A 24,178-nucleotide genomic window follows, 5' to 3' on the forward strand; every position below is an offset into this window, starting at 1 on the left:
CTTCGAGCTTTGAATGCGAAACCTACTTCGTCGTCGACTTCGCAGGTATAAACGTAAACACTGCTTCACTAAAGTTTCGCAGTGTGAAAGGTGACAGTAGCAGACTTTACCGTCGCTACGTCTCAAGGTGGGGTATCTATGCTTTATCCATACTTGATAGTGGGAGTATCTGCAGGTGATCTATACTTGATCATGTAGCTATGGATTGAGTTATTCTGATGAGATTCTTTTGATAGTTCTATTAGCTTTTTTGTGGACCATTAGCGATGACAAAGTCAATCCGATTTCAAACATCGTTTCTATATTTCTGACCGTGACCTGGAATGTAAATAAAGGAACTAAGACTATCCGCTTAGAAACTTTTGTTTATATTTAAGACTAACACACAACTATTTACTTATGAGAATCCTACTTACTATCTTATTCTTTTGCGGGTTTTATGCTACTTCGCAGGTTTGTAATCCAAACGGAAACATTGTTATTTTTTCAAACTACAATGGCGGTTTTCTGAACATTAATGTGGATGTCAATATTCCGAACCTTAAGATCGGTATTGTTTCCTATGAAGCTATTGAGGTGACTTTAAGCGGCCCATATGTCAACAACATTACCGGAATCGAATATGCCGGATATAATAACGGATCGAATACCGTTTGCGGAGGTTCTATTGCTACAACTACATTTATTGGCGCACCAGGCGGTGTAACTCCCAATATCGAGTTTGTACCACCGGTTACATACAACGATCCCAATGGTTACCTATTCATAGATTGCGCTTATTCATGCGGCACAGGAAGTCAGGGGGGCTGCAACACGGCAGCGCAGGTGTACGATTATTTCGAAAATGTTTTTGCCGGAACGGTTTACACGCATGAAACACAATATAGCTGCTGGATGGGAACACAAAACCTTTCGGACGGCGGTAATTGCTGTGCTGCACCACCTTCTCCTTCAGATCCGCCCGTTGCCGCTTTTTCGATCTCCGATAACGTGATCTGCGTGGGGGAATGTGTCAATTTCACCGATTTGACAAGCAACTCACCGACTTCGTGGTTATGGGATTTTACACCTAACCAGCCAAACAGCTCTACAGATCAGAATCCTTCAGGTATTTGTTATACAGCCCCGGGAACTTACCAGGTTACGCTGATCGCAGCAAATAACGACGGAAATGATACGATTACACAGTCGCTTACGGTGACAGGTGTAGAAACCGCCGTCTCTGTAAGTGGTATAACAATTACAGCTGCAGCATCCAACGCGACCTATCAATGGATCAACTGCACGAACAATTTACCGGTTGCAGGCGCCACCTCCGCATCGTTTACGCCTACCGTAAACGGATCGTATGCTGTAATAGTGACACAAAACGGTTGCGTTGATACATCTGAATGCACAGCTATTACCTCGATGGGAATTGATGAGCTTTCGGCAAACGATCTGTTAGCTGTTTACCCCAATCCTTCAAAAGGCATATTCGTCTTATATGATCGATATACCCTGTTATCTGATCAAGTGCTTACAGTGAGTAATCTATTGGGTGAAACGGTGTATTCAACACGGATTACGGATATTAAGACAAGCATTGATCTGTCTCTCGCAAAAGATGGGATTTACTTTGTGACCGTCGCAAGCAATTACGGGAAGCTGGTAAGGAAGATAGTAAAAGAATAAGATTGTTAGGTAGAATACCGAAAGGCTTCGATTCTTTTTAACCGAAATCAGGATCTTTTTCCGAATTTTGTCAGTTAAAAGGAAATAGCATTCTTATACTTATCTTAACCTTATGGTAGATTCACCGGACAGCAATGAGCAAATTCAATGTGTTACAAGTTTTCAGGACCTTGTTTCCATGCCATTTCAAGGAATGGTGAACGCGATCTGCTGGAGCCGTGAGCTTAGAGGTGATTTCTCCGAAATCGTGGAAAAAATAGCGTTAAGTGGAAATATAACGACCGTTGAACCGGAAGATCTTCTTGAACTGAAGCTGAGTGAAGAGGGACAACTTGCCCGTGAGATTCTTTTAAATGACTTGAAGGTCTTAAAAGCTCATGGTGCTTCGCCAGTACTTAATGTCATCAGTTATTATGACAGGGATGATGCATATCCGTTTTTTCCGACGGATGTTTATTCCTTCCATGTAGACCGTTCTCCGATACCAACGGACACCTTTTTATGCACTTACTCCGGTGAGTCAAGTGAACTGTTGCCGAATTCACAAGCCATACAGAAAGTGCTTGTTCCGGAGATACGTGATGAGCTTAAAAAACTATATGGTGGCGCAGAAGAAGGTTTTGAATCATTCCTGGGTGAGCATTACTTTGATCTGCACTACCAGGCTAAACCGGATGCTCGTCCGGTAAGTTTGGGCTTGGGCCACTTATGGAAGCTGGCGATCGATCATCCTGAAAGCCAGGTTCCTCCCTGCGTTCACCGTGCCCCGGAAGAAAAGTCCGGACAAAGCAGGTTGCTGCTGATTTGTTGAATACATTTACTTAATTGTGCAGGATCTCAAATCCTGCACTTATCATAAAAAAGACAGATTAAAATTCAGTTGTCTCATAAACATAAAACTTTTTTGTTTCCTTATCGGCAAAGAGAATGCTCAGGTAAATGCTGATTGTTGCTACACCAATGAAGAAGACTACAAGTCCGGATAGTGTTCTTGAATTGATCTTACTCGCCCTGAAAAGGAGGTAGCCGATCAGCAGATTTGCCAGGGCCCACAAGATATTTGTGAGCGGTGATGAAAGTCCTTTAGCCGGCGGATCTGAAAAAGGAGTAGGGAACGAATCTCCTGAAATTCCGTTAACAAAGTGCGGAACAGCATTGGCCAGGAAAAGACCTGAAAAGAATGAGGAAAGGTAATGATACCATCTCAGTTCCGGTGTATTTGTATTTTCCATAGATTAAAAATTTATTATTAGAATCTGTTACATTCGCTTTTAAATTTCCTTCAATGGTGACCTGTAATGTGCCCGCTTATGCACCATTATCCAGCCAATGAAGATTAAAAGCACGGAGAACCCGAGAAAAGCAAAGTTTTCATAGTCGGGATCAAGGGAACGCTGGCGTACAAAATGCAGTTTCAATAGATGATGATCGATAATTCCTTCTACGATATTGAACAAGCCCCAGCCAAGTAGTAACCCGCCTGAAAGCAGCGAGCCGGAGCGATTGATATCTCTTCTCGACAAGAGTTTCCACAGGAGAACAATGCCTGTGAGCACAACTACCCAGCAAAAAAGGTGAAAAACACCATCCCAGAACATATTCACGCTTTTACCCATTAAGGTTTTCAGCGTAACCTTATTGGAAAGCATCTCGTGCCATTGCAGGATCTGATGAAGCCAGATTCCGTCAATAAATCCGCCCATACCAATCCCCAATACCATTGATGCAGTAGTTAAGGGTACAGGATTTAAGGTTTTGTAGGATGGACTTTGAGAGCTAAGATGGCGGTATTTTCTTGCAGATAACCAACTCAAAAAAACAACGATCAGTGCCAGGACAAAAAATGCGGAAAGCATGATGAGCAGGTTGGGATAGAATGTACTGTCGTAAATGGCATCTTGCAGCTGCCTGTTGCAGGTCGTGCATGCCATCGACCGGTTCAGGGAAAGTGTTGCGATCAGTAAGCAGATCTTTTTCATAAGCCAAACATTTAACACCCGGACTAAATTAGATGCTTCGGGAAGTAAAAGAATTACATTGTCTTGCTGAAAATTTATATTATTTACATGTGCGTGTATTCGTTAGACTGGTTACCAATTCACCTATTTACCAATTTACCATATGGTGGAAGTGTTTGTTTTTCAATTAATTAGTTCCGGTAAAACTTTACCAAAACAAAAAAAGCGCCTTCCACAGAAAGCGCCTTTTATTCGATTCAAGCTAATTTTTACAATGCAAACGAAACAGGTAATACCATTTCGGCATCGACTTTCTTCCCGTCTTTTTCTGCCGGATTCCACTTAGGCATAGCAGAAACCACACGTAATGCTTCGGCATCCAGTTCCTTGCTGACACCTTTTTTGATTGTCGCTTTAGTTACTTTTCCGTCCTTTGCAACCACGAAGGATACAAATACCTTCCCGGTGGTTTTTTCTTTTAAGGCAACTTCCGGATAACGGATGTTACTGGTCAGATACTTGATCATTGCTTCCGTTCCACCCGGGTATTCCGGCATTTTGTCCACCTCAGTTTCTTGTGGTTCGGTTGTAACTTCTGAAGTTGTTTCCATCGGGATTACAAAATAGACATCCTTTCCCCCCGGAGTTTCGGATTTCGGATCAATAATTTTCTCCTTTGTCGTTTCAGATGGTTTTACCGTTCGTGCAGAAGGTGCTTTTTTCGGAGCTTCACGTTTGATCTCCTGTTTCTCTTTTTTGGTTTCTTTCGGAGGAGTTTGTTTACTTTCCGCAGTAAAAGAAATAAGCGTAAGTCCGCCTGCAATAACCGGCAGGGCAAGTGCTGCAATCAATACTTTTTTTGATGTGTTTTTCATGATTTTGATGCGTTTAATCAGTGTGAGCTTTGTCATAAACTGATTGGTGAATAAATAGAATGATGAACTAGTTCCGAGTGAATACGCCAGCAGGAATTCCATATAACCGGCGCGGTATTTAGTGTACATGATCCGGTCCACTTCAAATTCGTGGATGTGGACCAATTCTTTTTTCATCAGGAGGATCAAAGGATTGAACCAGGATAAGCAATGTACTGTTTCGAGGTACAAACGGTCTGCCGAATGAAATTTCTGAGCATGGATCTTCTCGTGCTGGAAAATGATCTCCCGGTCGTATTTGGAAAGTCCGGAGGGCAACTGAATGATATGAAAAAAGGAAGAGGGAGCCTGATCCGCAGACTCAATCACTGTAAAGCCGTCTTCTGCTGTTCGTCTTGCTCCTGAAAATCCACGAAGGATCTTATACAGCTTATATAACATCCATACGGTTAGTAAAACCACTCCCAGCCAGTAAACGGTTTCCGGTAAAGAAGTATAATCAAACCCGCGCGGAGATGTTTCTTTTCCTCCAGAGATTTCCACTGTTTCCAACTCGATTACCGGAATATGGTAAGACCACGATGATTCGGAAATACTTCGCTGTTTCATCCAAACGGCAAGGATCGATAACAAGGGAATCGAAAGCAGGGAAATACGTTGCCATCCGAAAGAAAGGTAACGCTGTATGAGTTTGAAGACACAGAATAATAAGGTTATCAAAACATTCACTTCGAAAATGGTCCACAAATAATTAGTCATGACGTTCTTTTTTTATGATTTCCAGCAGCTCGTTCAAGTCCCGGAGATCGAGGTTGTTTTCTTTCATGAAGAAGGAGAGCAGCTTGGCATTCGAGTTCCCAAAGTAATTTTCCTTTAGTGACTGGAAACGCTGTGCGGAATACTCTTCTTTTGTGATCGTTGGAGAATATTCATTCGATTTCCCATAGGTTTTATATTCCACAAAACCCTTTTGGACCAATACCCTGATTACTGTCAGAACGGTATTGTAAGCCGGTCTCGGTTCCTCCAGTTGCTCGTGGATATCTTTGGCAAATCCTTTTCCTATCGTCCAGATAGCCTGCATGATTTGTTCTTCTGCACGTGTGAGTTCCTTTTTCATAATGCAATTATATAATTACTTTTCCAATTATACAACTATATTTATAAATATAAATGTATTGTTTCCCGGAAACCCTTATCTTTCCGGACTTGCAGAAAGAAAAAAAATCAGATGATGAACGAATTGGAGAAGAATATTGCCGCACTTTTCGAAGTGAAGTCGGAGGATCTGAAAACGATCAGTTCTCATTTCCATCCTGTTTCGTTGGGTAAAGGTGAATGCTTTTTCAGGGAAAACGGATACGCAAATCACATGGCGTTTGTGAAATCAGGTTTGCTGCGCGAATGGGTGGATCTGCCCGACAAAGAAATCACCAAATGGATCGCAACGCCCGGATATTTCATTACCGATCTGAACAGTTTCCTGTTCGATAAGCCGGCTGCTTCCACACTACAGGCATTGACAGATTGTGAATTATACCTTATCAGTAAAGATGATTACCGCAATATGGGAAAATCCATTCCTACCTGGAATACCGTAGAGAAGTTATTCATGGCGAAATGTTTTTCCACTATGGGAGATCGTATCCTGTCATTCATATCCATGACGGCTGAAGAACGATATGCACAATTGTGGAATGCAAATAAAGAATTATTCAACCAGGTTCCATTACAATACCTGGCTTCCATGCTCGGCATGACTCCGGAAACCTTCAGCAGGCTCCGAAAAAAGATTGCTTCCATTTCTTGATATTTGTCAAGTGTGCCTTCCTTGCTTTCATCGAACTTTGTTTCATCAAAGAATCAATAATTAATCAGATGAAAAAAGAAATCAGAACAGAGATTACGATCCAGGCTAGTCCTGAACGCATTTGGGAAATCCTGAGCAATTTTGAAAATTATGCAAACTGGAATCCCTTTATTAAATCCATCCGCGGGAATGTGAAAACAGGAGAGAAGATCATTGTTCGCCTCGAACCGCCGGAAGGAAAGGGAATGACCTTCAAACCGAAAGTACTGGCTTTTGATAAAAACAAGGAATTCAGATGGATGGGACATTTGCTCTTCCCCGGATTATTTGACGGTGAACACAGATTTGAACTGATCGACAATGGAGACGGGACAACTACTTTCATTCATGCCGAAAAATTCAGGGGTATTTTGGTCCGGATGTTTTCAAAAATGCTGGACGGAAGCACTTTAAACGGGTTTCGTGCAATGAACCAAAAACTGAAGGAAGAAGCGGAGAAATAACTTTCCTGAAAAGTGGAAGTTAGTCTGAAATTTCCTCGGAAGCAGGTATTGATAGAATAAACGGCACAATTGATAATTGAGTAACTGATTCCCTTGTGGAATAACTCTTGTTTCCGTAGTTTTACAAAAAAAATAACCGATGAATCAACTAATTACCTATTTCGTTGCACTTGTTCTGGCAGCTTCTTCTTCTTTTGGACAATCTGAATTAAAAGTGGATTGTTACAACTCACATTCAGTTTACAACATGTATTCAATTGACAATCAGGTTGTTGAGTATTCCACACTTGGGTCTGATCTGGCATTTTATGTCGCTGTGATCGATCCGTCAACATGTACGGCATGGGGAACGAATTACAATGGAGCAAATCCTAGCCATTCTTTCGGTAATTTCAATGAAAGCGGTGAATTTAGACAACGAGTGGAATACTATTTTGTTTTTAAAATGGACGATTCATTGCAGTTACAGGGAATGAAGAATATGCTTCAAAGCATTCCGTCAGGACATTCGGTTATTATTTATACACCGGTTTCATATAATTACAGTGCAGTTAATGCCGTGAATTCAAATCTGACAGCAGAACTGGAAGCTAAATGGAATCCGGGAGTGATCCAGGGAAATGATATCATGATTTTATATGGTGTAGTAGGAAATACAAGTTCATTTGTAGAGGAAACTACTCAAAATAATGGACAGATTACATTCATTACCGAGATTTGCAATTCATCGTTATCCATCAATACGGAAGTTATCGAAGATAAATTATTCGTGAAGCAAGACGGAATGACCTTTACCCTAAACCCGGATTTAGCGATTGATGAGCTTCAGATTTTGGATGCAATGGGAAAAACAGTGGCATTTGTGAAATCAGAAAACACGATTCAGCTGCAATCAGGGATCAGTGCCGGAGTTTACATGTTTCAAGCTACTGCTTTGGGTAAGACCTACCGCAGCAAACAATTGGTTTCTTTCTAATCGGGCTTAGGGCTTAAACTCTTTCACAAAAGCATTCAATCGGTTCATCCATCCCTTTAGGAAAACAGCGTTCTTTCCCTTGGCGATCCGTTGAAAGAAATCGGCGCGTTGTTTTACCAGCTCGTCAAATAATTCCTGTGGAGGAATGGCATTTGCAGCTGCAAGGGTTTTGGGTCCGATAGCTCCGTCGACGGAAACATTCCCGCCTTTTTTATTGATAGCGCGTTGCAGGGTCAATCCTGCTTGCCGGGCTCCCGAACCCCAGGCAATGGTGGTGACCATAAATCCAATGGAAAGTGAATTAAATGAGCCGGCTTTTACTTTGGAATAATAAAGCGAATCGAAAACAGCGAACCAATCTTCGTTCGACATCTCAAAAAAGCGCTGATCGTTGGTTTTTCCAAACTTTTTGCACCACACGGAATAAGTTATCCCGGCATTGGTGTGCCATCCGCTTTTTCCTTTGAATGGAGTGGGACATGGGTTTTTGCTCGCTGAGTCGGAAGTGTGTCTGCTCAGACCGCCTTCCCATTTTCTTTCGAAATCAATGAAATTGTTCAGTGTCATGGTTGTGAATAATAGTGAATAGTAATAGTGCAAATATGGGCTAAATTTTGAAATGAAGCAGTGTTTTTAGGCTTATTAATGGTTGATATGCAGTGTATTAGTGTTGGTGTTGGTTCAAAATGTAATGAGTTTATTTTGTTTAGATTGCTAATGTACGGCAGTAAGTACGTAATCTTTTTACGGTCTCATCGAAATTTCATAGACAGGGTTCTTTTAAAAAAGACAAAAAAAAATCGAATGAACTTTGATTCACCCGATCTCTCTCTCTGATTATTTAGGGTTTAGGTGTTATCTGATTTTCCTCTTGCACTTTATGCCAAGAGGTCATTGATATCCCTAACGAACCTTTTCTCTTTTTGGTTGGTGAAATCAGGCCTGGTACCAAAAAGAAAATCGAGCGAATTATTAAAATCCACTCGATTTTCCGATTTCTATGGGGTTATTTTTTTGAAGGCTCTACCGGGACACACTTGTTGTCCGGGGTTCTTTCATTCCAATACATCACAATTATAAATGATGTGGCTAAAGCGGAAGCAATACCTTCAAAGAACAATACGACGGCTGCCTTATCTATTGTGGCATGGCTATTCCAAAAAATTCCTCCGTCAAACTTGCTCATAAAATCAGGTTGAATGAACATGGCATAAACCACAAAGCTAATGACGGATAAAACTACTGTAATCACATTGGCTAGAATCAGAGAACCAAATGCTTTTAAGTAACTGTCATCCGCTTCAAGCTGACGGTTCTTTTTAGCCAGTCTATTTGTAAAGAAAAATACTATAAATACATTTAGAAAACGGAGATAACCATTGTTTTCCAATGAGAATAATTTCATTATAAGAAATAGTATTGCAATTCCGGCAAAACTATAGAGTCCATATCTGATGGATCGATTTCGAATACTCATGGCGTTACTATTTGAATGAGATTAAAAATTACGATAAAATGCCGTGACATCCAATTATTTAACATTAAAAAACAGTTTCATGCAATGAACGATTTACGTCCGGATTTGTATCAGCGAATAAAGATTTTCTTACATTAGTAAACTCAATTCTTCGCCTTATGAAATTTGCTTTCTATTCTTTGTTTTTACTCTCTGTGCTCGGTTCATGTGGAAACCCTTCAGCGCAGGATCCGGATTTGAAACCGGGAGGAGTGTCAGCTGTTGATGAATCTTTACCGGTTAAATTAAGTGCTGCGGATCTTTTTAATGGTGAAAGAGTGCGTTTGTTCCTGTTCCAGAATCCGAAAGCTAACCCGGAATCCAATAAATTGTTTTTAAATGCATTGGATGAATTCAAGAATAAGAAAAACTTACAGGCTGCCAGTGAAGGCTTCAAAGCTTCCATCAAAGCGTATCCGAATTCCAAATCCTATTACGAATTGGGGAATGTTTACATGGAAATGAAAAACTACCAGGGAGCATTGGATGCCTATTCATTGGCTGAAAAACTTGGGTACGAACCCTTTTCGAAAGTTATGTTTAACGTGGCTTGTGCTTATTCACAGCTGAAGAAATTCGAAATGAGTGCAGATTATTTGCAGTTTGCTATCCAGGCGGGGTATGTGAATATTGATAACATCGAAAAAGATCCGGATTTGGCGAAGCTCAGAGAAGAAGATCCGCAACTATTCAGAAAAAATGTGGAACTGGCATTGAGCGGAGTTTCGGATATCGAAAATTTGTATTGGCTTCAGTTCAAACGCAATTTTGTCCAGGCCACTTTTCCTATTAACATGAATATGGAGCAGGGAAAGGTTAGTTTTGACGATAAAAACCGGATTTCATACGACTTTGAACGCTTTGTTACTGAAATGCGCAATGAGCGTTTCTCAAGAGAAGTGAGTAAGAGTTTCTTTAATTATGTCCAGGTGGCAGAAACAAAGAATTATGTGGCATTGATCTATGTGGTGAAGGATGAGTTTAACGGGGATATGAGCCCGCTGACTTATCGCCTGGTAACTTATTCCAAAACAGGGAAGATCATTGATAAAAAGGAAATCGCAGGCCGTGAAGATTATTCTGCTTTGCTGAAAATGTGTACGATCAACAAAGATCTTTCTTTTACCATTACAAATTACGAAACTACTTTCGAGAAAAATCCGGATGAAGAGGGGTATTATGATAATCCGATCGTTTCGAAAAAGAAAATAGATACGGAGAAATACCGCATCGATGCTTCGGGAAAAATTCTTTACCTGGAAGGGAAAACTTTTGCTGAAGTGAGTGCTTAATGATTTGCCAATAAACGTTTGACCAGCCCGCGTTTGATCAGGATCTCAGCGATAAACAGGTTTGGGAGCCAGCTCATCCATGATAACAGGATGTAAAGGTCAACCGGATTCATGGTAAGATGAAACACATTGAACAAATAGGAGTAAAGCCGCAAGGAAACTGCAGATAAGGTAAGGGCATAACTGCGTACCATCCATTTTCCATGAGCTTCGTAATTCTTTTTCCGCACGAAGTAATAAGCCAAAAAAGTACTTCCGAGCCAAAGTACGCTCAGGATCACAAAACTTGCCTGGGCAGGATAACCTCCGTTCGCATAAAACGACATAACGAGTGCTGCCGGGCCGGAGATCAGAAGTGTGGCAAGCAGGTAAACAGCGCCTGAAATACGGTGGATTCGCGCGTATTTGTTTAAAATGGTTTTGCTGAACTGAAACAATCCGCTGGTGATGATCAAAATGCTGCTGAAGACATGAATATAAAAACTATATCTCCAGTGTTTGATGTGATAGATCAATTGCTTGGTTTTCAGGAAATCAACTCCACGTCGCATTTCCAGGTAAGGGAGCGACAACAAGAGCAATAAGTATGAAGCGTAAAGAATTCCTATGACAAAAAATATCCAGGCTGTTTTTTTCATTAAAGGTTCCGATTAGTAGTAATCCGGGTAAATACTTAGATTATCAGGTCCTTCGAAACTGGGCATTCCGTCTTCATCTTTTGTGAGTTTGAATTTCATACTTCGTTCCTTAAACTGGTCGTTTTTAGCCCATTCGATCACCATTGTTTTTTTGTCGGTAAACTTCCAGGAACCTTTGATGATTTCCTGTTGCTCATTTTCCTGTCCTTCAGGATAATAAGTGTACAGGACGATGCCACTTTCTTTAAAGTCAACATTTCCGTCATTCAAGTTTGCATAAGAGAAAAATTCGATAAAATTGTCCTCTGTGACCTCGCCGCCTTCAAAGGCACTTTTTGAATCGGTATCTCGCTTGAACTGTTTTTTTAGCTTGAACTTTTTAGCCGGAATTTTAGGATCGTTTGCTATCCAGCTTGCATTGACACTGCCGTCTTTCTTTGAAATATTCAAAACGAAAATCCCGTCATAAGGGTTGTCACCCGGCTCATTCAGTGTTAACTCGAAGTGATCTGTTTTCTGAACTACCGAACCGCTTATGTTTCGCTGTAATCCTTTGTGAATATTATACCCGATTGCTTTTTTATCGTTGACATAAGTAAGGATCACATGGATGAACCCGTCTCCGAAATCACCGGTATACTTTCCGCGAAGCGAATCGAAATTGGTTTCGGGGAACCATTCTTCCCTTTCAAGCGAATCTGTAGAGATTTTTTCAGCACTTGCTGCTGATTTTACTTCGGAATCTGATGAGCAGGAAGTGCTTAATAACAAGCCGGTTATTCCAATAAACAGGGCGAAAGTTGTTTTCATAAAGCGATTAATTCGTAGTTAAAAATAACCTTTTTGCCTTAATATGAAGAAATGTATTTTAATTGCTTGAATTGACCGGGACTCTTGACTGGATATTTCGATTTAAAAGCTTATTTTTGAACTTTCGAAGAAAATTTATGGAATACAACACCACGAGACCGAAGTTATTACTTCCGGAGTATGGTAGAAACGTACAAGAAATGATTTCTCATGCTATGGAAATTGCAGACCGCGATGAACGTAACAAAGCAACCAGGGCAATTATTGAAGTTATGGGACAATTAAATCCGCATTTACGCGATGTGGATGATTTCAGACACAAACTATGGACACATTTGTTCGTTATGTCTGATTTCAAATTAGAAGTAGATTCACCTTATGAGATTCCCAAGCCGGAAACCCTTTCAAGCAAACCCGATCAGATGGCTTATCCGAAAGGACGCATCAAGTTCGGTCATTATGGGAAATACACCCAGGAGATCCTGAAAGATTCTAAAAATATTACTGCTGCTGATGAGCGGGATTATTTGAAGATCACCATGGCGAATTTCATGAAAAAGCAATATTTGGCATATAACAATGATGCCGTTGAGAACCACGTGATCGCAAATCAGTTAAAAGATCTTTCACAGGGAGAACTGATCCTGGAAAACCCGGATGAGCTGATAAATACAAACCTGATTCTGAAATCATTTGGAATTCAGCCCAATAAACGCCCGAAAAAGAATCAGAAAAACCAAAAGAATTTTAAAGGGAAAAATCAAAATCAAAACCAAAATCGTAATAAGAATTAAGTATGTCATCTTTTGAAATTTACGGAGGAAAGAAGCTAAAAGGCGAATTGACTGTTCAAGGCGCAAAAAATGAAGCTTTACAAGTTCTATGCGCTCCTTTGCTGACTTCTGAGAAAGTTACTATTTCAAATATCCCGGATATCGTGGATGTAAATAAGTTGATCGACTTATTGCAGACAATGGGGGTGAAGATTGAAAAAGTAGAACGGGGTACATACGTTTTTCAAGCCAAAGAAGTGGATTTAGCTTATTTGGAAACCGAAGATTTCAAAAAAAGAGCTGCCTCACTGAGGGGTTCGATTATGATCGTTGGTCCTTTATTGGCCCGATTCGGAAAAGGATTTATTCCAAAACCCGGAGGAGACAAAATTGGACGCAGAAGATTGGATACGCATTTTGACGGCTTTGCTTTGTTGGGTGCAAAATTCAATTACGATGCAGGTGAACATTTTTATTCGATCGAAGCAAAAAAATTAAAAGGAGCTTATATCCATCTGGATGAAGCATCCGTTACCGGAACGGCAAATATCATCATGGCGGCTGTTTTGGCAGAAGGAACAACCACATTCTATAACGCAGCTTGTGAACCATATATCCAGCAGCTGTGCAAGATGCTGAACTCAATGGGAGCAAAGATCTCAGGGATCAGCTCCAATTTATTGACTATTGAAGGAGTAAAAGAACTGGGTGGCTGTTATCACCGCATTCTGCCGGATATGATCGAGATCGGAAGTTTCATCGGTCTGGCCGCAATGACTCAGTCTGAGATCACGATTAAAGATGTGAGCTGGGACAATTTGGGAGTGATCCCGAATACATTCAGAAGACTGGGGATTAAACTCGAAAGAAGAGGAGACGATATTTACGTTCCAGCACAGGATTCGTATGAAATAGATACATTCATTGACGGGTCGATCCTAACGATTTATGATGCTCCATGGCCCGGTTTCACCCCGGACTTGTTGTCTATTATCCTGGTTGTTGCAACCCAGGCAAAAGGAAGTGTATTGATTCATCAGAAAATGTTCGAATCCCGTTTATTCTTTACCGATAAACTGATCGATATGGGTGCGCAGATCATTTTGTGCGATCCACACAGGGCTACCGTTATCGGACTTGGAAGACAGCATACGCTCCGTGGGATTCAAATGACATCTCCGGATATTCGTGCAGGAGTTTCCTTATTGATCGCAGCACTTTCTGCAGAAGGGAAAAGTGTAATACATAATATTGAACAAATCGACAGAGGATACCAGGACATAGATATTCGCTTGCGGAACTTAGGTGCTGATATTCGTCGTGTAAATTAAGAGATATGAAAAATTCAATTGTAATTCTTTCGACTTTATTATTTGTCGGTATCGGTCTGTCTTCATTCAAGGCAGTTAAGAATGCACCCGGTGTTGGCACAAAAGCTCCTGAAATTGCTTTAAAAGGGGTTGATGGAAAAATCGTGAAACTTTCTTCCCTGAAAGGGAAAATGGTTTTGATCGACTTTTGGGCTTCCTGGTGCGGACCGTGCAGAAAAGAGAATCCAAATGTGGTTGAAGCCTATGGAAAATACAAAAGCGCCAAATTCAAAAACGCAAAAGGATTTGAAGTGTTTTCGGTTTCTTTGGATCGTGACGAAACAAAATGGAAAGAAGCCATTAAAGCCGATGGATTGGTTTGGAAAAGCCATGTTTGGGATAAAGCAAACGAAGCAGGAAAAGCATATAATGTTCAATTTATTCCAAGTGCTTTCCTGGTAGATGGAGAAGGGAAGATTGTAGCTTCAGGTGAATCGTTAAGAGGACTTGGATTGCATGTGGAACTGGACAAACAGAAAAAGTAATTCTTTTTCAAATCCAAATCCGGCGAATCGGCGTAATTGATTCAAAACGATTAACCATGAAAAATTATTTGATCATTTGCAGTTTACTCTTTGGATTTGTTGCTTGTTCCCAGGAACCGGCAAAGTCTGATTCATCTTCAAAAAAGGAAACAAAGTATAACAAGTTAACTCCTCAGGAAGAAAGTGTGCTGATCGGTAAAAATACAGATCGGGCTTTCACCGGAGATTATTATCAGAAAACAGATAAGGGAGTATACATCTGTAAGCAATGTAACAATCCACTTTATCGCTCGGATGATAAATTTGAATCACATTGCGGCTGGCCTAGTTTTGATGATGAGATCGAAGGTTCTGTTATCAAAGTACCGGATGCGGATGGCATGAGAACAGAGATCATTTGTTCAAATTGTAAAGGTCATTTGGGACACGTATTCACAGGAGAAGGTTTTACAGATAAAGATACCCGGCATTGCGTTAATACAAGCTCCATTCAGTTTTATCCATCAAAGGATGTGAGTAAGCTTCCAAAAGTAATTAAGTAATTGGAAATTATAACGAGTGATAAATAAAGTCTTCTGCTGAGGTAGAGGACTTTTTTGTTTCAATGGTTTTCCGCCGCAGATTTCCCCCCGATCTTGTGTTGAAATTTGTGTTTTTGATATGAAGATTTACTTGCTCCTCTCAGCATATGACTTTTTGACAAAGTCATGCTTTTGATGTGAAGATTTACTTATTCCTCAGCATATGACTTTTTGAGAAAGTCATGCTTTTGATGTGAAGATTTACTTATTCCTCAGCATATGACTTTTTGAGAAAGTCATGCTTCGTCTTCGCGAGCAGTGCTCGCTCTTATCTTGGAATCTTTAAGCTTTGTCCCACACGTATGATATAAGATCTCAGATTATTCGCTTTTGCAATTTTGGATACGGTGGTGTGATGTTTTTCAGCTATTTGTGACAAAGTGTCTCCCGATCTTACAGTATACCTCTTATAATAATTTTTAGCAGGAGTCTCTTTAGTGGTAACCATTACAGAGAACATTTCAGCATCCTTTTGTGTTGCTTGTGCAAGCGTTACTGTACTTCCGATTTGGGGATCGTAATATTTGTAGAAATGTTGTTGAATGTTGATTGCATTTGTCACGGTATCCAATTTTGTGCTGTTCCAATCGTAGCATTGCAATACGTTATCATTAAATTCCAATTGTTTTACAGGAATCAAGTTTGAATGTAAACGGTGCATTCTCGGACATTGCTTTTGTACTGCAGGTAATCCACCGCCTGCTGAACCGCGACTGTCGACACTCATATAACATCTGCCGTCCATACTTGGCCCTACAACGGCACTCCAATGAACGGTTAAAGTTGCAGGATCAATCTGAATGTATAACTTCTTTAAATCGGAAGGAAATCCTTTGCTGCGAATTTCTGCTAATCCGGCATTGATCTTATCGTTCAAAAATCCTCCGAAACCATCCATTCTCCTGCGGTTAAAGGAATGCAGGGCGTCATAAACATAGGGTTGACCAAGAGCAGTGTATGAATCTGTAATGATTAAATCGTTTTCCCCTAGCTGAATGGTGTCCGGATTATATTTCTGAAATTGAGGGACTTGAAGGATCTTTTTGGATCTGATCGGGACGTAAGTTGAATCTAGTGATTCGGTATCCAATTCGTTATCCGTTTGTGCGCATAGCGTTTGGCTCCCAATTAAAATACCCAGAAAAATGAATTGAACACCCCTCATTTTGTTGTTTTATATGCATTTAACGCACCTAAATTTAACAAGTTACATCGGGATTTAAAAATAAAAGGGCGGAATAACAAAAAATATGTAAAAAATGGAAAGAAAGAGAAAGAGATCTGTTGACTTAGCATGACGCTTAAAATCCAAAGCGGGTGTGTTGAGAAAAACTATTTCCTACCTTTGGACCATGCAAGATTTCAAAGAGCTTACCGCGGGTTGGGCGGATAAATTAGCGGATCTCTATTCCGAAAGGGAAGCCCGCAATATCCTCTTGCTTGCTCTGGAAGATGTTTTCGGATTTACCAGGTCGAACCTACTTGTTTCTAAGGGAATTGACTTGTCGGAAAAGCAATTGGAAGAGCTGACAGAAATAGCTTCCCGTTTGAAAACAGGAGAACCGTATCAATACATTGTTGGTTTTACTTACTTCGATGATTTGAAATTGAAAGTAGCACCGGGTGTCTTGATTCCACGCCCTGAAACAGAAGAATTGGTCTCCTGGGTGCAGGAAACGGTTCAGCACAGGGAAAACCTGAAGGTGCATGATTGGTGTACGGGTTCCGGCTGTATTGCATTAGCGCTTAAAAACCGTAATCCGGGTTTTGAAGTCAAAGGATTTGATGTTTCTCCGGAAGCACTTGAAATCGCCCGCCTGAATGGCAAAGAATTGAATCTTGAAGTAGAATTTCAAATCGACGATGCCTTAAATTCTGAAAGTAAAGAGAAAGCAGATGTCATAATTTCGAATCCTCCATATATTCCCTGGAAGGAGAAAGAGGAGATGCATGAGAATGTCACGGAATTTGAGCCGGATCTGGCACTCTTTGTTCCGGATGAAAATCCCTTGTTGTTTTACCGTGCCATTGCTGAATATGCAGTAAGTAATTTAGCTGATCAGGGCTGCTTGTTTTTTGAACTTCACGAGAATTATGCGTTTGAAACCAAAGCAATGGTCGAAGAACTGGGTTTTACTTCTGTGGAGATCAAAGAAGATCTGCAGGGAAAAAAACGTATGCTGAAAGCTTCCTGGAAGTAAAAAGTTTTCAATGATTTTGTATCTTTAATCTGGTTTAATCTCAATAAAAGTCAATGTCTGATAAAGCAATTGTTAAAGAATACTCCAATGGAGAAGTGACAATAATTTGGAAACCTGAAAGTTGTATCCATTCAACCGTTTGCTGGAAAAAAACAACCGGGCTTCCGAATGTTTTTCAACCAAATACAAAACCTTGGATTAAACCGGAAGGAGCAACTACTGCTGAAATTATCAGACAGGTTGATAAATGTCCCAGTGGTGCATTGAGTTACCGTTTGAAGGATGAACAGAAAGAAATGCTTCAGTCAAATGTGGTGGAAACACTTCCCAACGGTCCTTTGCTGGTTTATGGGAATCTTACGGTGAAACATGCCGGTTCGGAAGAAATAAAGGAGAGTAAGGTTACTGCTTTTTGTCGTTGCGGAGCTTCTTCCAATAAACCTTATTGCGACGGTACACATGTGCAGATAAACTTTTCTGATTAGGAAGTAATGATTTTGGGGGTAATTCCGCAATATTACGTCCGGTTTTCAGTTTAGATTTCAATTTTGCATCAATAGCTGTTATCTTTGCATCCCAGTTCTAAAATGACATGTCAGCAAAAAATCCAAAATTTATTTCATTCCAGTCTGATGTGTCTCATATTGTCCGTCCAGAAAAATTCACTTTTCCATTTTATTACGAGCCACACGAATTGGCACATATTGCCATGGACCAGTTGCAGGATTACCTGGTGAACCAAAAAGAATTGAATCACAATTTTGGCTTGGATGATCAGCAGGATGGTTTGGTGATCGGTAAAATGTTTGGAGTTTTAGTGGTGGAGGACAAACTGGGAAACCTGGGATTCCTGGCTGCTTTCTCAGGGAAATTGGCAGATTCTAATGACCACGATTATTTTGTTCCGCCGGTTTTTGATTTGCTTGATTCACAGGGGTTTTTCCGGAAGGAAGAAATTGTCATCAATGACATGACGATTCGGATTGCCGAACTTGAAAAAAATGAAAGCTATTTAAGTGCAAAGGAGGAGTTGGAAAAAACAGGCGCATCTTATCTGGAAGAACTGCAGAAGTATAAAAAAGAGATCAAAGAAGCGAAGGCTGAACGAAAGCAGATACGCGAGAATTCCAATGATCTCAATTCATCCGAATTGGAAATGCTTTTGGAAGAGTTGAGAAAGCAATCCATTCGCGAACAATACTTTTTGAAAGATTTCACGGAAGCGCACAAGCAAAAGATCGCAGCTTTAACTGAAGAGGTCAATGATTTTGAAAATCAGCTGAATGATCTTCGGGAAAAGCGTAAAAGTATGTCGAATGCCTTACAGGAAGAAATTTTTGATTCATACTACTTCCTGAACTCAAAAAAGGAAAGAAGAAGTCTGCAAAGTATCTTTGAAAATACAATTGACCATAAACCGCCGGCAGGTGCCGGAGAATGTGCAGCTCCAAAATTATTACAGTTTGCATTCGAAAATGAGTTGAAGCCGGTTTGCCTGGGAGAATTTTGGTGGGGAGCATCCCCAAGATCGGAAGTACGTGTTCATAAGCAAGTCTACCCGGCTTGCAGGGGGAAATGCGAACCGATCCTGGGACACATGCTTGAAGGGCTTGATATGGACGAAAATCCAATGCTTCTGAATCCTGCTGAAAACAAGGAACTGGAAATCGTTTTTGAGGACGATTATTTGGTTATAGTTAATAAACCTGCCGAATTTTTATCTGTACCGGGCAAAAATATTTCGGATTCGGTTTACACCCGGATGATGAGCAAATACCCGCAGGCGACCGGACCGATGATCGTTCATCGCCTGGATATGTCTACCTCAGGTATCCTGGTCCTTGCGAAGGATAAGAATGTGCACAAACACCTCCAGAAACAATTCATTAAGCGTAACGTGCAAAAACGATACGTAGCCCTGCTGGATGGGATCGTAGAAGAAAATACCGGTACGATCGATTTGCCCCTTCGGGTCGATCTGGACGACAGGCCACGGCAGCTGGTATGTTACGAACATGGAAAACGTGCGGTTACAAAGTGGGAAGTGGTAGAGCGAAGAAACAATCAAACGCTGATTTATTTTTATCCCATTACCGGTCGGACACATCAGCTGCGTGTTCATTCGGCACATACTCTTGGCTTAAATGCTCCGATTATCGGCGATGATCTATACGGTAAAAGAGAATCCAGGCTTCATTTGCATGCGCAATTCCTGCAATTCACTCATCCGATTACCAAAGAAACTGTAAAAATCAAAGTTGACGCAGAATTTGCTTAACCAGGAATAATTGTGATTCTTAGAAAACCCTCTGCGCTCTTCTGTGCTCCTCGGTGGGAAAACTTTGATTCGTATCTCGATAGCTATGGGACGGCATTGGAATTAACTATCTCAAATTACTTCCGTACTAACCCCGGACGTCCGGGATTATATTCGGTATCTAAAAGCTTGCGTTTTTCCTAAATCATTTTCGCACTAACGTTTGTCATGATTTAGTCTTCAAAAGCTTGCGCTTTTTCTTATTTTTGCTATCGAAATTTTCTCTATGGATCAGGTTGAAGCACAAAAAAGAATAGAACAATTAACGATTGAGTTAACTCAGCATAATCACGCTTATTACGTAGAAAGCAATCCGACTATTTCCGATTATGAATTTGACTTATTGTTGAAAGAACTCCAGGACCTGGAAGCTCAATTTCCTGAATTTGCTTCCGATCTGAGCCCTACAAAACGGGTAGGTGGAGATATTACGAAAAAGTTTGAGACTGTTGTACATCGCTTTCCAATGCTTTCCTTATCGAATTCGTACTCGGAAGAAGAGATAATCGAATGGGAGCAGCGCCTGAAGAAATTGGCCAGCGGTCCGATTGAATATGTGTGTGAACTGAAATACGATGGCGTGGCTATCGGGATTCGCTATGTAAATGGGAAATTTTCCAGGGCAGTAACACGTGGAGACGGAACCAAGGGAGAAGATATTTCTGCAAATGTAAAGACCATTCGAACAGTTCCTTTAACACTCAAAGGAGATTATCCCGACGATTTTGAAGTGCGGGGTGAGATCTTTTTTCCACGAAAGAATTTCGAAGCAATGAACAAACAACGCGAAGAATTGGGAGAACCTGTTTTCGCAAATCCAAGGAATTCGGCTTCGGGAACATTAAAATCCCAGGATTCCAAAATTGTGGCGGAAAGAGGTCTCGATTGTTATTTATACGGTGTTTACGGCGACGATCTGCTAATGGAATCTCATTTGGAAAGTGTCGAAAAGGCAAAAGAATGGGGATTCAAAACTCCGCCCGAGGAGAAAAAATACATTGCAAAAACAACTTCCATTGAAGGAATCATGGATTTCATTCATTATTGGGATAAAGAACGATACAACCTGCCTTTTGATATTGATGGAATTGTTATTAAGGTAAATAATTACGATCAGCAGGCTGACTTAGGATTTACTGCGAAATCACCTCGTTGGGCTATTGCTTATAAGTTTAAAGCAGAACGTGTTTCTACCACCCTGGAAGAAGTGACCTACCAGGTCGGACGAACGGGGGCAATTACACCCGTTGCAAATCTGAAACCGGTTCTTCTCGGTGGAACGGTGGTCAAAAGAGCTTCGCTACACAATGCAGATCAGATTGAAAAACTGGATCTCTATTTGGGTGATGAGGTATTTGTTGAAAAAGGAGGCGAGATCATTCCGAAAATTGTCGGAGTAAATACGGATTCACGTAAAGCCGGTGCCGATAAGGTGATTTTCATCGAAAAGTGTCCGGAATGCGGCTCTCAGTTGCATAGAAGAGAAGGAGAAGCTCAGCATTACTGCCTGAATGACCTGGTTTGTCCGCCACAGGTGAAAGGAAGAATGGAACATTTTATTTCCCGGAAAGCCATGAATATTGACGGTTTGGGGGCAGAAACAATTGATTTGCTATATAAAAAGGGATTGGCAACCAGTATAGCGGATTTGTACGATCTAAGCTTTGACCAGGTGGTGAATTTGGACCGCATGGCCGACAGATCAGCAAATAACCTGATCCAGGGGATTCATAATTCGAAAGCTGTTCCCTTCGAACGCGTGCTGTTCGCATTGGGAATCCGTTTTGTAGGAGAAACCGTAGCGAAAAAACTGGCTGCTGCCTTTAAGAATATTGATGCTATTGCAAAGGCAAGCTATGATGAATTAATTGCTGTGGATGAGATCGGGGAGAAGATCGCTATTGCAGTGCAACATTTTTTCCAGGATCCACGTGCGCTTCAAACAATCGATCGCCTAAAAGCTGCAGGTATTCAGTTCGAAATAGAGGAAGTGGCGCTTGATTCAAATGAATTGGAGGGTAAGACTTTTGTGGTTTCTGGAGTATTCACCAATTTTAGCCGCGATGAGATCAAATACTTAATTGAAAAAAACGGAGGAAAAAATGTAGGGTCTATTTCTGCAAAGACATCTTACGTTTTGGCAGGTGAAAATATGGGCCCGGCTAAATTGGAGAAAGCAAGCTCCCTGGGCATTCCAATTATCTCGGAAGCCGATTTCCTGGCAATGATTTCAAATTAAGAATCCGGCAATGATCTCTAGCCATTTGGTATCCATGTGATCAGGCTCGTTGCGGTCCATTTCTTTTCCGTTGAAGTCTACTGCTGCTGCATTCCAGCTCAGGGTGCCTTCCGCAAAGTTGCGGATTTGTTCTCCCTCACTTTGATCCATAGATAGGAATGTGAGTTGTCGCACCTCACGCGAACTTTTGTCTATTAAAAGCCATTTATAAACAATGCTTTTATCTTCGGTTTGAATATCCGTCCGTTTGATTTCTGCAATGAGTTTAACTGTATCCTCAAAACAAAAAAGCACTTTAAAAGGAAATAGATCTGTTGCCATACCCTAAAATTAATCCATTTTCATATCTGAACCAGCAAAGGCACGACATAAATTCTCTGTAAAATCTTGTCCAGGGTTTATAACCCTGGAAGGGTGGTGTGAAAAAAAATGAGTATATTAATCTTGCGCACATGAAAGCTTTGCGCAAGAACCGGCATTAAATAAAATCACATTCCCATATGTAAATGAAACCTTCTACACCTCCGTTTTCTTCTTCAGACGTTCAAGAGCAGATCAAGTGATTATAGAGTGTAGGTAGAGCGACTGTAGAGCGACTATAGTGCGACTTTTGTATTAAATTTTAACATCTTGAAATAAATTGTTTTCTGAAACAGCAATCCCTCGAAAAATCCGTATTTTCGTAGAGACTTTTTACTGTTTAAAACAAATACAATGAATCTATTTAAAGGAACCGGAGTTGCATTGGTAACGCCATTCAATGCAGACATGTCGATCGATTTTCCGGCATTGCGCAGATTGGTGCAGGAACAAATTTCAGGAGGTACGAATTACTTAGTGGTTCAGGGAACTACCGGTGAATCTCCGACTTTAAACAGTGAGGAAAAAAAGCAGGTGCTGGAAACGGTTTTTGAAGCAAATAAAGGAACTTTACCGATCGTTTACGGAGTCGGTGGAAACAATACCGTTGAAGTTGCAGAAACACTCAGAACCATTCCGAAAGGAGTCGACGGAATTCTTTCAGTAGCTCCGTATTATAACAAACCGACACAAGCCGGCTATATTGCACATTACAAAGCCCTGGCTTCAGCTACCGATTTGCCAATTATCTTATACAATGTCCCGGGAAGAACAGGATCAAACGTTCTTGCCGAAACAACACTGGAACTTGCCGAAATTAAAAACATTGTTGCAATGAAAGAAGCTTCCGGAAACCTCGAGCAGATCATGGAGATCATTCGCTGCAGACCCGAAGGGTTTTTAGTCCTTTCCGGAGATGATGCGATTACATTGCCCCTGATTGCTGCCGGTGCTGATGGTGTGATCTCTGTAGTTGCAAATTCATTCCCGGTGCAATTCAGTCAAATGGTTGCAAGCGCATTGAACGGTGATTTTGAAACAGCAAGAAAACTTCATTATGATTTGTTGCCGGTAACCAGGTTGCTTTTTGCAGAAGGAAATCCGGGCGGAGTTAAAATTGCACTGGAAAAATTAGGATGGATGAAGCCTTATATGCGCCTTCCCCTGGTCCAGGTTTCCGATGCCTTGAAAGCGAAAATAGTTGAAGAGACGATCAAATTGATGAAAATAGATTAAACTATGAACTTCACGTTTAATTACTTCAGGCATAAGTTTCCCGGGAAAAGACAATTCGGAATACTGACACCTGAAGAATTAACGTATACCAGAGAACATTTCCCCGAAGATCTATTCCTCTTCCTGGAAGAAGAAGGATACTGCAGCTATGGAAATGGCTTTTTTCACTTCGTAAACCCGGCGGATTACCGGGAGATTTTATCTGAATGGCCGAAAGTTCCCGGAGAATACCAGGTCTTTTGTCGGACAGGAATGGGCGATTTAATTCTCTGGGGTGAGGAGCAGGTTCATATTTTACATGTTCATACAGGTTATTTCAGTACTATTTCTGAAAGTATGTTTGATTTCTTTAAATTTTCACTCGGAGATACACAATATGTAGACAACGTACTTTACAAAAAGCAATTTGACCAGGCAAGACAAATGCTTGGCGAATTGGATCAGGATGAATGTTACTCTTTTGTACCGGCATTGGCAATGGGTGGGGATGAGTCTGCAGAGAATCTGCATAAGATGAAGATATGGGATAGTCTGAGCCTTTTGTCTCAATTATAACTGCCCCGT

The 24,178-nt window shown here is 40.8% G+C and carries 26 protein-coding genes; 16 read left to right on the forward strand and 10 right to left on the reverse strand.

What is annotated here, in order from left to right; all coding sequences use genetic code 11:
- Window positions 1-399 precede the first annotated feature (399 nt).
- Both K0S23_RS00145 and K0S23_RS00150 read left to right on the forward strand, forming a co-directional pair.
- Entirely contained in the window at window positions 400-1,674 is a 1,275-nt protein-coding gene (locus K0S23_RS00145; RefSeq protein ID WP_300352613.1) for a PKD domain-containing protein, read from the forward strand.
- Between the two features lie 112 nt (window positions 1,675-1,786).
- Window positions 1,787-2,485, forward strand: a complete 699-nt coding sequence (locus K0S23_RS00150; RefSeq protein ID WP_300352615.1) for a hypothetical protein — start codon at window positions 1,787-1,789, stop codon at window positions 2,483-2,485.
- A gap of 58 nt (window positions 2,486-2,543) precedes the next feature.
- On the opposite strand, the gene K0S23_RS00155 is transcribed toward K0S23_RS00150, so the two are convergent.
- The 4 genes from K0S23_RS00155 to K0S23_RS00170 form a co-directional block, all read right to left on the reverse strand.
- On the reverse strand, window positions 2,544-2,906 hold the full coding sequence (locus tag K0S23_RS00155) for a hypothetical protein (protein WP_300352617.1): 363 nt from the start codon (window positions 2,904-2,906) through the stop codon (window positions 2,544-2,546).
- Window positions 2,907-2,945: 39 nt separating this feature from the next.
- The gene (locus tag K0S23_RS00160) at window positions 2,946-3,653 is read right to left on the reverse strand and encodes a DUF2243 domain-containing protein (RefSeq protein WP_300352619.1); all 708 of its coding nucleotides are present in this window, start codon (window positions 3,651-3,653) and stop codon (window positions 2,946-2,948) included.
- A 248-nt stretch (window positions 3,654-3,901) separates the two neighbouring features.
- On the reverse strand, window positions 3,902-5,266 hold the full coding sequence (locus K0S23_RS00165) for a TonB family protein (protein ID WP_300352621.1): 1,365 nt from the start codon (window positions 5,264-5,266) through the stop codon (window positions 3,902-3,904).
- A complete protein-coding gene (locus K0S23_RS00170; protein WP_300352623.1) occupies window positions 5,259-5,627 on the reverse strand; it encodes a BlaI/MecI/CopY family transcriptional regulator in 369 nt (122 codons plus the stop codon). Before K0S23_RS00170 ends, K0S23_RS00165 begins: the two co-directional genes overlap by 8 nt.
- Before the next feature lie 111 nt (window positions 5,628-5,738).
- On the opposite strand from K0S23_RS00170, the gene K0S23_RS00175 reads away from it, so the two are divergent.
- The 3 genes from K0S23_RS00175 to K0S23_RS00185 all read left to right on the forward strand — a co-directional run bounded on the left by K0S23_RS00175 (window position 5,739) and on the right by K0S23_RS00185 (window position 7,796).
- On the forward strand, window positions 5,739-6,317 hold the full coding sequence (locus K0S23_RS00175; protein ID WP_300352624.1) for a Crp/Fnr family transcriptional regulator: 579 nt from the start codon (window positions 5,739-5,741) through the stop codon (window positions 6,315-6,317).
- 68 nt (window positions 6,318-6,385) lie between these two features.
- Window positions 6,386-6,820, forward strand: a complete 435-nt coding sequence (locus K0S23_RS00180; RefSeq protein WP_300352626.1) for an SRPBCC domain-containing protein — start codon at window positions 6,386-6,388, stop codon at window positions 6,818-6,820.
- A gap of 139 nt (window positions 6,821-6,959) precedes the next feature.
- Window positions 6,960-7,796, forward strand: coding sequence for a hypothetical protein (locus tag K0S23_RS00185; RefSeq protein WP_300352628.1), 837 nt, complete (start codon window positions 6,960-6,962; stop codon window positions 7,794-7,796).
- Between the two features lie 6 nt (window positions 7,797-7,802).
- On the opposite strand, the gene K0S23_RS00190 is transcribed toward K0S23_RS00185, so the two are convergent.
- Both K0S23_RS00190 and K0S23_RS00195 read right to left on the reverse strand, forming a co-directional pair.
- On the reverse strand, window positions 7,803-8,363 hold the full coding sequence (locus K0S23_RS00190) for a putative peptidoglycan-binding domain-containing protein (protein ID WP_300352629.1): 561 nt from the start codon (window positions 8,361-8,363) through the stop codon (window positions 7,803-7,805).
- 439 nt (window positions 8,364-8,802) lie between these two features.
- Window positions 8,803-9,273, reverse strand: coding sequence for a DUF4199 domain-containing protein (locus K0S23_RS00195; protein ID WP_300352631.1), 471 nt, complete (start codon window positions 9,271-9,273; stop codon window positions 8,803-8,805).
- A 158-nt stretch (window positions 9,274-9,431) separates the two neighbouring features.
- On the opposite strand from K0S23_RS00195, the gene K0S23_RS00200 reads away from it, so the two are divergent.
- Complete coding sequence (locus K0S23_RS00200; protein WP_300352632.1) at window positions 9,432-10,604, forward strand: hypothetical protein; 1,173 nt, start codon at window positions 9,432-9,434, stop codon at window positions 10,602-10,604.
- Here the strand turns inward: K0S23_RS00200 and K0S23_RS00205 are convergent.
- Both K0S23_RS00205 and K0S23_RS00210 read right to left on the reverse strand, forming a co-directional pair.
- Window positions 10,601-11,242, reverse strand: a complete 642-nt coding sequence (locus K0S23_RS00205; RefSeq protein ID WP_300352633.1) for a DUF2306 domain-containing protein — start codon at window positions 11,240-11,242, stop codon at window positions 10,601-10,603. The two genes, K0S23_RS00200 and K0S23_RS00205, sit on opposite strands and share 4 nt — an antisense overlap.
- Window positions 11,243-11,254: 12 nt before the next feature.
- On the reverse strand, window positions 11,255-12,052 hold the full coding sequence (locus K0S23_RS00210; protein ID WP_300352634.1) for a hypothetical protein: 798 nt from the start codon (window positions 12,050-12,052) through the stop codon (window positions 11,255-11,257).
- Window positions 12,053-12,189: 137 nt separating this feature from the next.
- Between K0S23_RS00210 and K0S23_RS00215 the strand changes: the two genes are divergently transcribed.
- Genes K0S23_RS00215 through K0S23_RS00230 form a run of 4 tightly spaced genes read left to right on the forward strand, consistent with a single transcriptional unit; the run spans window position 12,190 to window position 15,222 of the window.
- The gene (locus K0S23_RS00215; RefSeq protein WP_300352635.1) at window positions 12,190-12,846 is read left to right on the forward strand and encodes a DUF4290 domain-containing protein; all 657 of its coding nucleotides are present in this window, start codon (window positions 12,190-12,192) and stop codon (window positions 12,844-12,846) included.
- Between the two features lie 2 nt (window positions 12,847-12,848).
- Window positions 12,849-14,156, forward strand: coding sequence for a UDP-N-acetylglucosamine 1-carboxyvinyltransferase (gene murA / locus K0S23_RS00220; protein ID WP_300352636.1), 1,308 nt, complete (start codon window positions 12,849-12,851; stop codon window positions 14,154-14,156).
- Window positions 14,157-14,161: 5 nt separating this feature from the next.
- A complete protein-coding gene (locus K0S23_RS00225) occupies window positions 14,162-14,680 on the forward strand; it encodes a peroxiredoxin (RefSeq protein WP_300352637.1) in 519 nt (172 codons plus the stop codon).
- Between the two features lie 56 nt (window positions 14,681-14,736).
- The gene (locus K0S23_RS00230) at window positions 14,737-15,222 is read left to right on the forward strand and encodes a methionine-R-sulfoxide reductase (protein ID WP_300352639.1); all 486 of its coding nucleotides are present in this window, start codon (window positions 14,737-14,739) and stop codon (window positions 15,220-15,222) included.
- A gap of 307 nt (window positions 15,223-15,529) precedes the next feature.
- Here K0S23_RS00230 and K0S23_RS00235 read toward each other — a convergent pair whose 3' ends face one another.
- Window positions 15,530-16,426, reverse strand: coding sequence for a LysM peptidoglycan-binding domain-containing protein (locus K0S23_RS00235; RefSeq protein ID WP_300352641.1), 897 nt, complete (start codon window positions 16,424-16,426; stop codon window positions 15,530-15,532).
- 187 nt (window positions 16,427-16,613) lie between these two features.
- On the opposite strand from K0S23_RS00235, the gene prmC reads away from it, so the two are divergent.
- From prmC to ligA, 4 genes are all read left to right on the forward strand, one after another.
- Window positions 16,614-17,462, forward strand: coding sequence for a peptide chain release factor N(5)-glutamine methyltransferase (gene prmC, locus K0S23_RS00240; protein WP_300352643.1), 849 nt, complete (start codon window positions 16,614-16,616; stop codon window positions 17,460-17,462).
- Window positions 17,463-17,515: 53 nt separating this feature from the next.
- Window positions 17,516-17,947, forward strand: coding sequence for a (4Fe-4S)-binding protein (locus K0S23_RS00245; protein ID WP_300352645.1), 432 nt, complete (start codon window positions 17,516-17,518; stop codon window positions 17,945-17,947).
- Between the two features lie 107 nt (window positions 17,948-18,054).
- Window positions 18,055-19,740, forward strand: coding sequence for an RluA family pseudouridine synthase (locus tag K0S23_RS00250; protein ID WP_300352648.1), 1,686 nt, complete (start codon window positions 18,055-18,057; stop codon window positions 19,738-19,740).
- Window positions 19,741-20,005: 265 nt separating this feature from the next.
- Complete coding sequence (gene ligA, locus K0S23_RS00255; RefSeq protein WP_300352651.1) at window positions 20,006-22,018, forward strand: NAD-dependent DNA ligase LigA; 2,013 nt, start codon at window positions 20,006-20,008, stop codon at window positions 22,016-22,018.
- Here the strand turns inward: ligA and K0S23_RS00260 are convergent.
- The gene (locus tag K0S23_RS00260) at window positions 22,010-22,339 is read right to left on the reverse strand and encodes a hypothetical protein (RefSeq protein WP_300352653.1); all 330 of its coding nucleotides are present in this window, start codon (window positions 22,337-22,339) and stop codon (window positions 22,010-22,012) included. The genes ligA and K0S23_RS00260 overlap by 9 nt on opposite strands.
- A gap of 393 nt (window positions 22,340-22,732) precedes the next feature.
- On the opposite strand from K0S23_RS00260, the gene dapA reads away from it, so the two are divergent.
- Window positions 22,733-23,614 (forward strand): 4-hydroxy-tetrahydrodipicolinate synthase, encoded by an 882-nt coding sequence (dapA, locus tag K0S23_RS00265; RefSeq protein ID WP_300352656.1) that lies wholly within the window; start codon window positions 22,733-22,735, stop codon window positions 23,612-23,614.
- 3 nt (window positions 23,615-23,617) lie between these two features.
- On the forward strand, window positions 23,618-24,169 hold the full coding sequence (locus K0S23_RS00270; protein WP_300352658.1) for a T6SS immunity protein Tdi1 domain-containing protein: 552 nt from the start codon (window positions 23,618-23,620) through the stop codon (window positions 24,167-24,169).
- Window positions 24,170-24,178 lie beyond the last annotated feature (9 nt).

The organism is Fluviicola sp. (assembly GCF_029266855.1).
Lineage (GTDB): Bacteria > Bacteroidota > Bacteroidia > Flavobacteriales_D > Crocinitomicaceae > Fluviicola.

Coding starts and splice junctions, on each gene's coding strand:
- K0S23_RS00145 (WP_300352613.1), top strand. CDS start 400: ATGAGAATCCTACTTACTATCTTATTCTTTTGCGGGTTTTATGCTACT.
- K0S23_RS00150 (WP_300352615.1), top strand. CDS start 1,787: ATGGTAGATTCACCGGACAGCAATGAGCAAATTCAATGTGTTACAAGT.
- K0S23_RS00155 (WP_300352617.1), bottom strand. CDS start 2,906: ATGGAAAATACAAATACACCGGAACTGAGATGGTATCATTACCTTTCC.
- K0S23_RS00160 (WP_300352619.1), bottom strand. CDS start 3,653: ATGAAAAAGATCTGCTTACTGATCGCAACACTTTCCCTGAACCGGTCG.
- K0S23_RS00165 (WP_300352621.1), bottom strand. CDS start 5,266: ATGACTAATTATTTGTGGACCATTTTCGAAGTGAATGTTTTGATAACC.
- K0S23_RS00170 (WP_300352623.1), bottom strand. CDS start 5,627: ATGAAAAAGGAACTCACACGTGCAGAAGAACAAATCATGCAGGCTATC.
- K0S23_RS00175 (WP_300352624.1), top strand. CDS start 5,739: ATGATGAACGAATTGGAGAAGAATATTGCCGCACTTTTCGAAGTGAAG.
- K0S23_RS00180 (WP_300352626.1), top strand. CDS start 6,386: ATGAAAAAAGAAATCAGAACAGAGATTACGATCCAGGCTAGTCCTGAA.
- K0S23_RS00185 (WP_300352628.1), top strand. CDS start 6,960: ATGAATCAACTAATTACCTATTTCGTTGCACTTGTTCTGGCAGCTTCT.
- K0S23_RS00190 (WP_300352629.1), bottom strand. CDS start 8,363: ATGACACTGAACAATTTCATTGATTTCGAAAGAAAATGGGAAGGCGGT.
- K0S23_RS00195 (WP_300352631.1), bottom strand. CDS start 9,273: ATGAGTATTCGAAATCGATCCATCAGATATGGACTCTATAGTTTTGCC.
- K0S23_RS00200 (WP_300352632.1), top strand. CDS start 9,432: ATGAAATTTGCTTTCTATTCTTTGTTTTTACTCTCTGTGCTCGGTTCA.
- K0S23_RS00205 (WP_300352633.1), bottom strand. CDS start 11,242: ATGAAAAAAACAGCCTGGATATTTTTTGTCATAGGAATTCTTTACGCT.
- K0S23_RS00210 (WP_300352634.1), bottom strand. CDS start 12,052: ATGAAAACAACTTTCGCCCTGTTTATTGGAATAACCGGCTTGTTATTA.
- K0S23_RS00215 (WP_300352635.1), top strand. CDS start 12,190: ATGGAATACAACACCACGAGACCGAAGTTATTACTTCCGGAGTATGGT.
- murA (WP_300352636.1), top strand. CDS start 12,849: ATGTCATCTTTTGAAATTTACGGAGGAAAGAAGCTAAAAGGCGAATTG.
- K0S23_RS00225 (WP_300352637.1), top strand. CDS start 14,162: ATGAAAAATTCAATTGTAATTCTTTCGACTTTATTATTTGTCGGTATC.
- K0S23_RS00230 (WP_300352639.1), top strand. CDS start 14,737: ATGAAAAATTATTTGATCATTTGCAGTTTACTCTTTGGATTTGTTGCT.
- K0S23_RS00235 (WP_300352641.1), bottom strand. CDS start 16,426: ATGAGGGGTGTTCAATTCATTTTTCTGGGTATTTTAATTGGGAGCCAA.
- prmC (WP_300352643.1), top strand. CDS start 16,614: ATGCAAGATTTCAAAGAGCTTACCGCGGGTTGGGCGGATAAATTAGCG.
- K0S23_RS00245 (WP_300352645.1), top strand. CDS start 17,516: ATGTCTGATAAAGCAATTGTTAAAGAATACTCCAATGGAGAAGTGACA.
- K0S23_RS00250 (WP_300352648.1), top strand. CDS start 18,055: ATGTCAGCAAAAAATCCAAAATTTATTTCATTCCAGTCTGATGTGTCT.
- ligA (WP_300352651.1), top strand. CDS start 20,006: ATGGATCAGGTTGAAGCACAAAAAAGAATAGAACAATTAACGATTGAG.
- K0S23_RS00260 (WP_300352653.1), bottom strand. CDS start 22,339: ATGGCAACAGATCTATTTCCTTTTAAAGTGCTTTTTTGTTTTGAGGAT.
- dapA (WP_300352656.1), top strand. CDS start 22,733: ATGAATCTATTTAAAGGAACCGGAGTTGCATTGGTAACGCCATTCAAT.
- K0S23_RS00270 (WP_300352658.1), top strand. CDS start 23,618: ATGAACTTCACGTTTAATTACTTCAGGCATAAGTTTCCCGGGAAAAGA.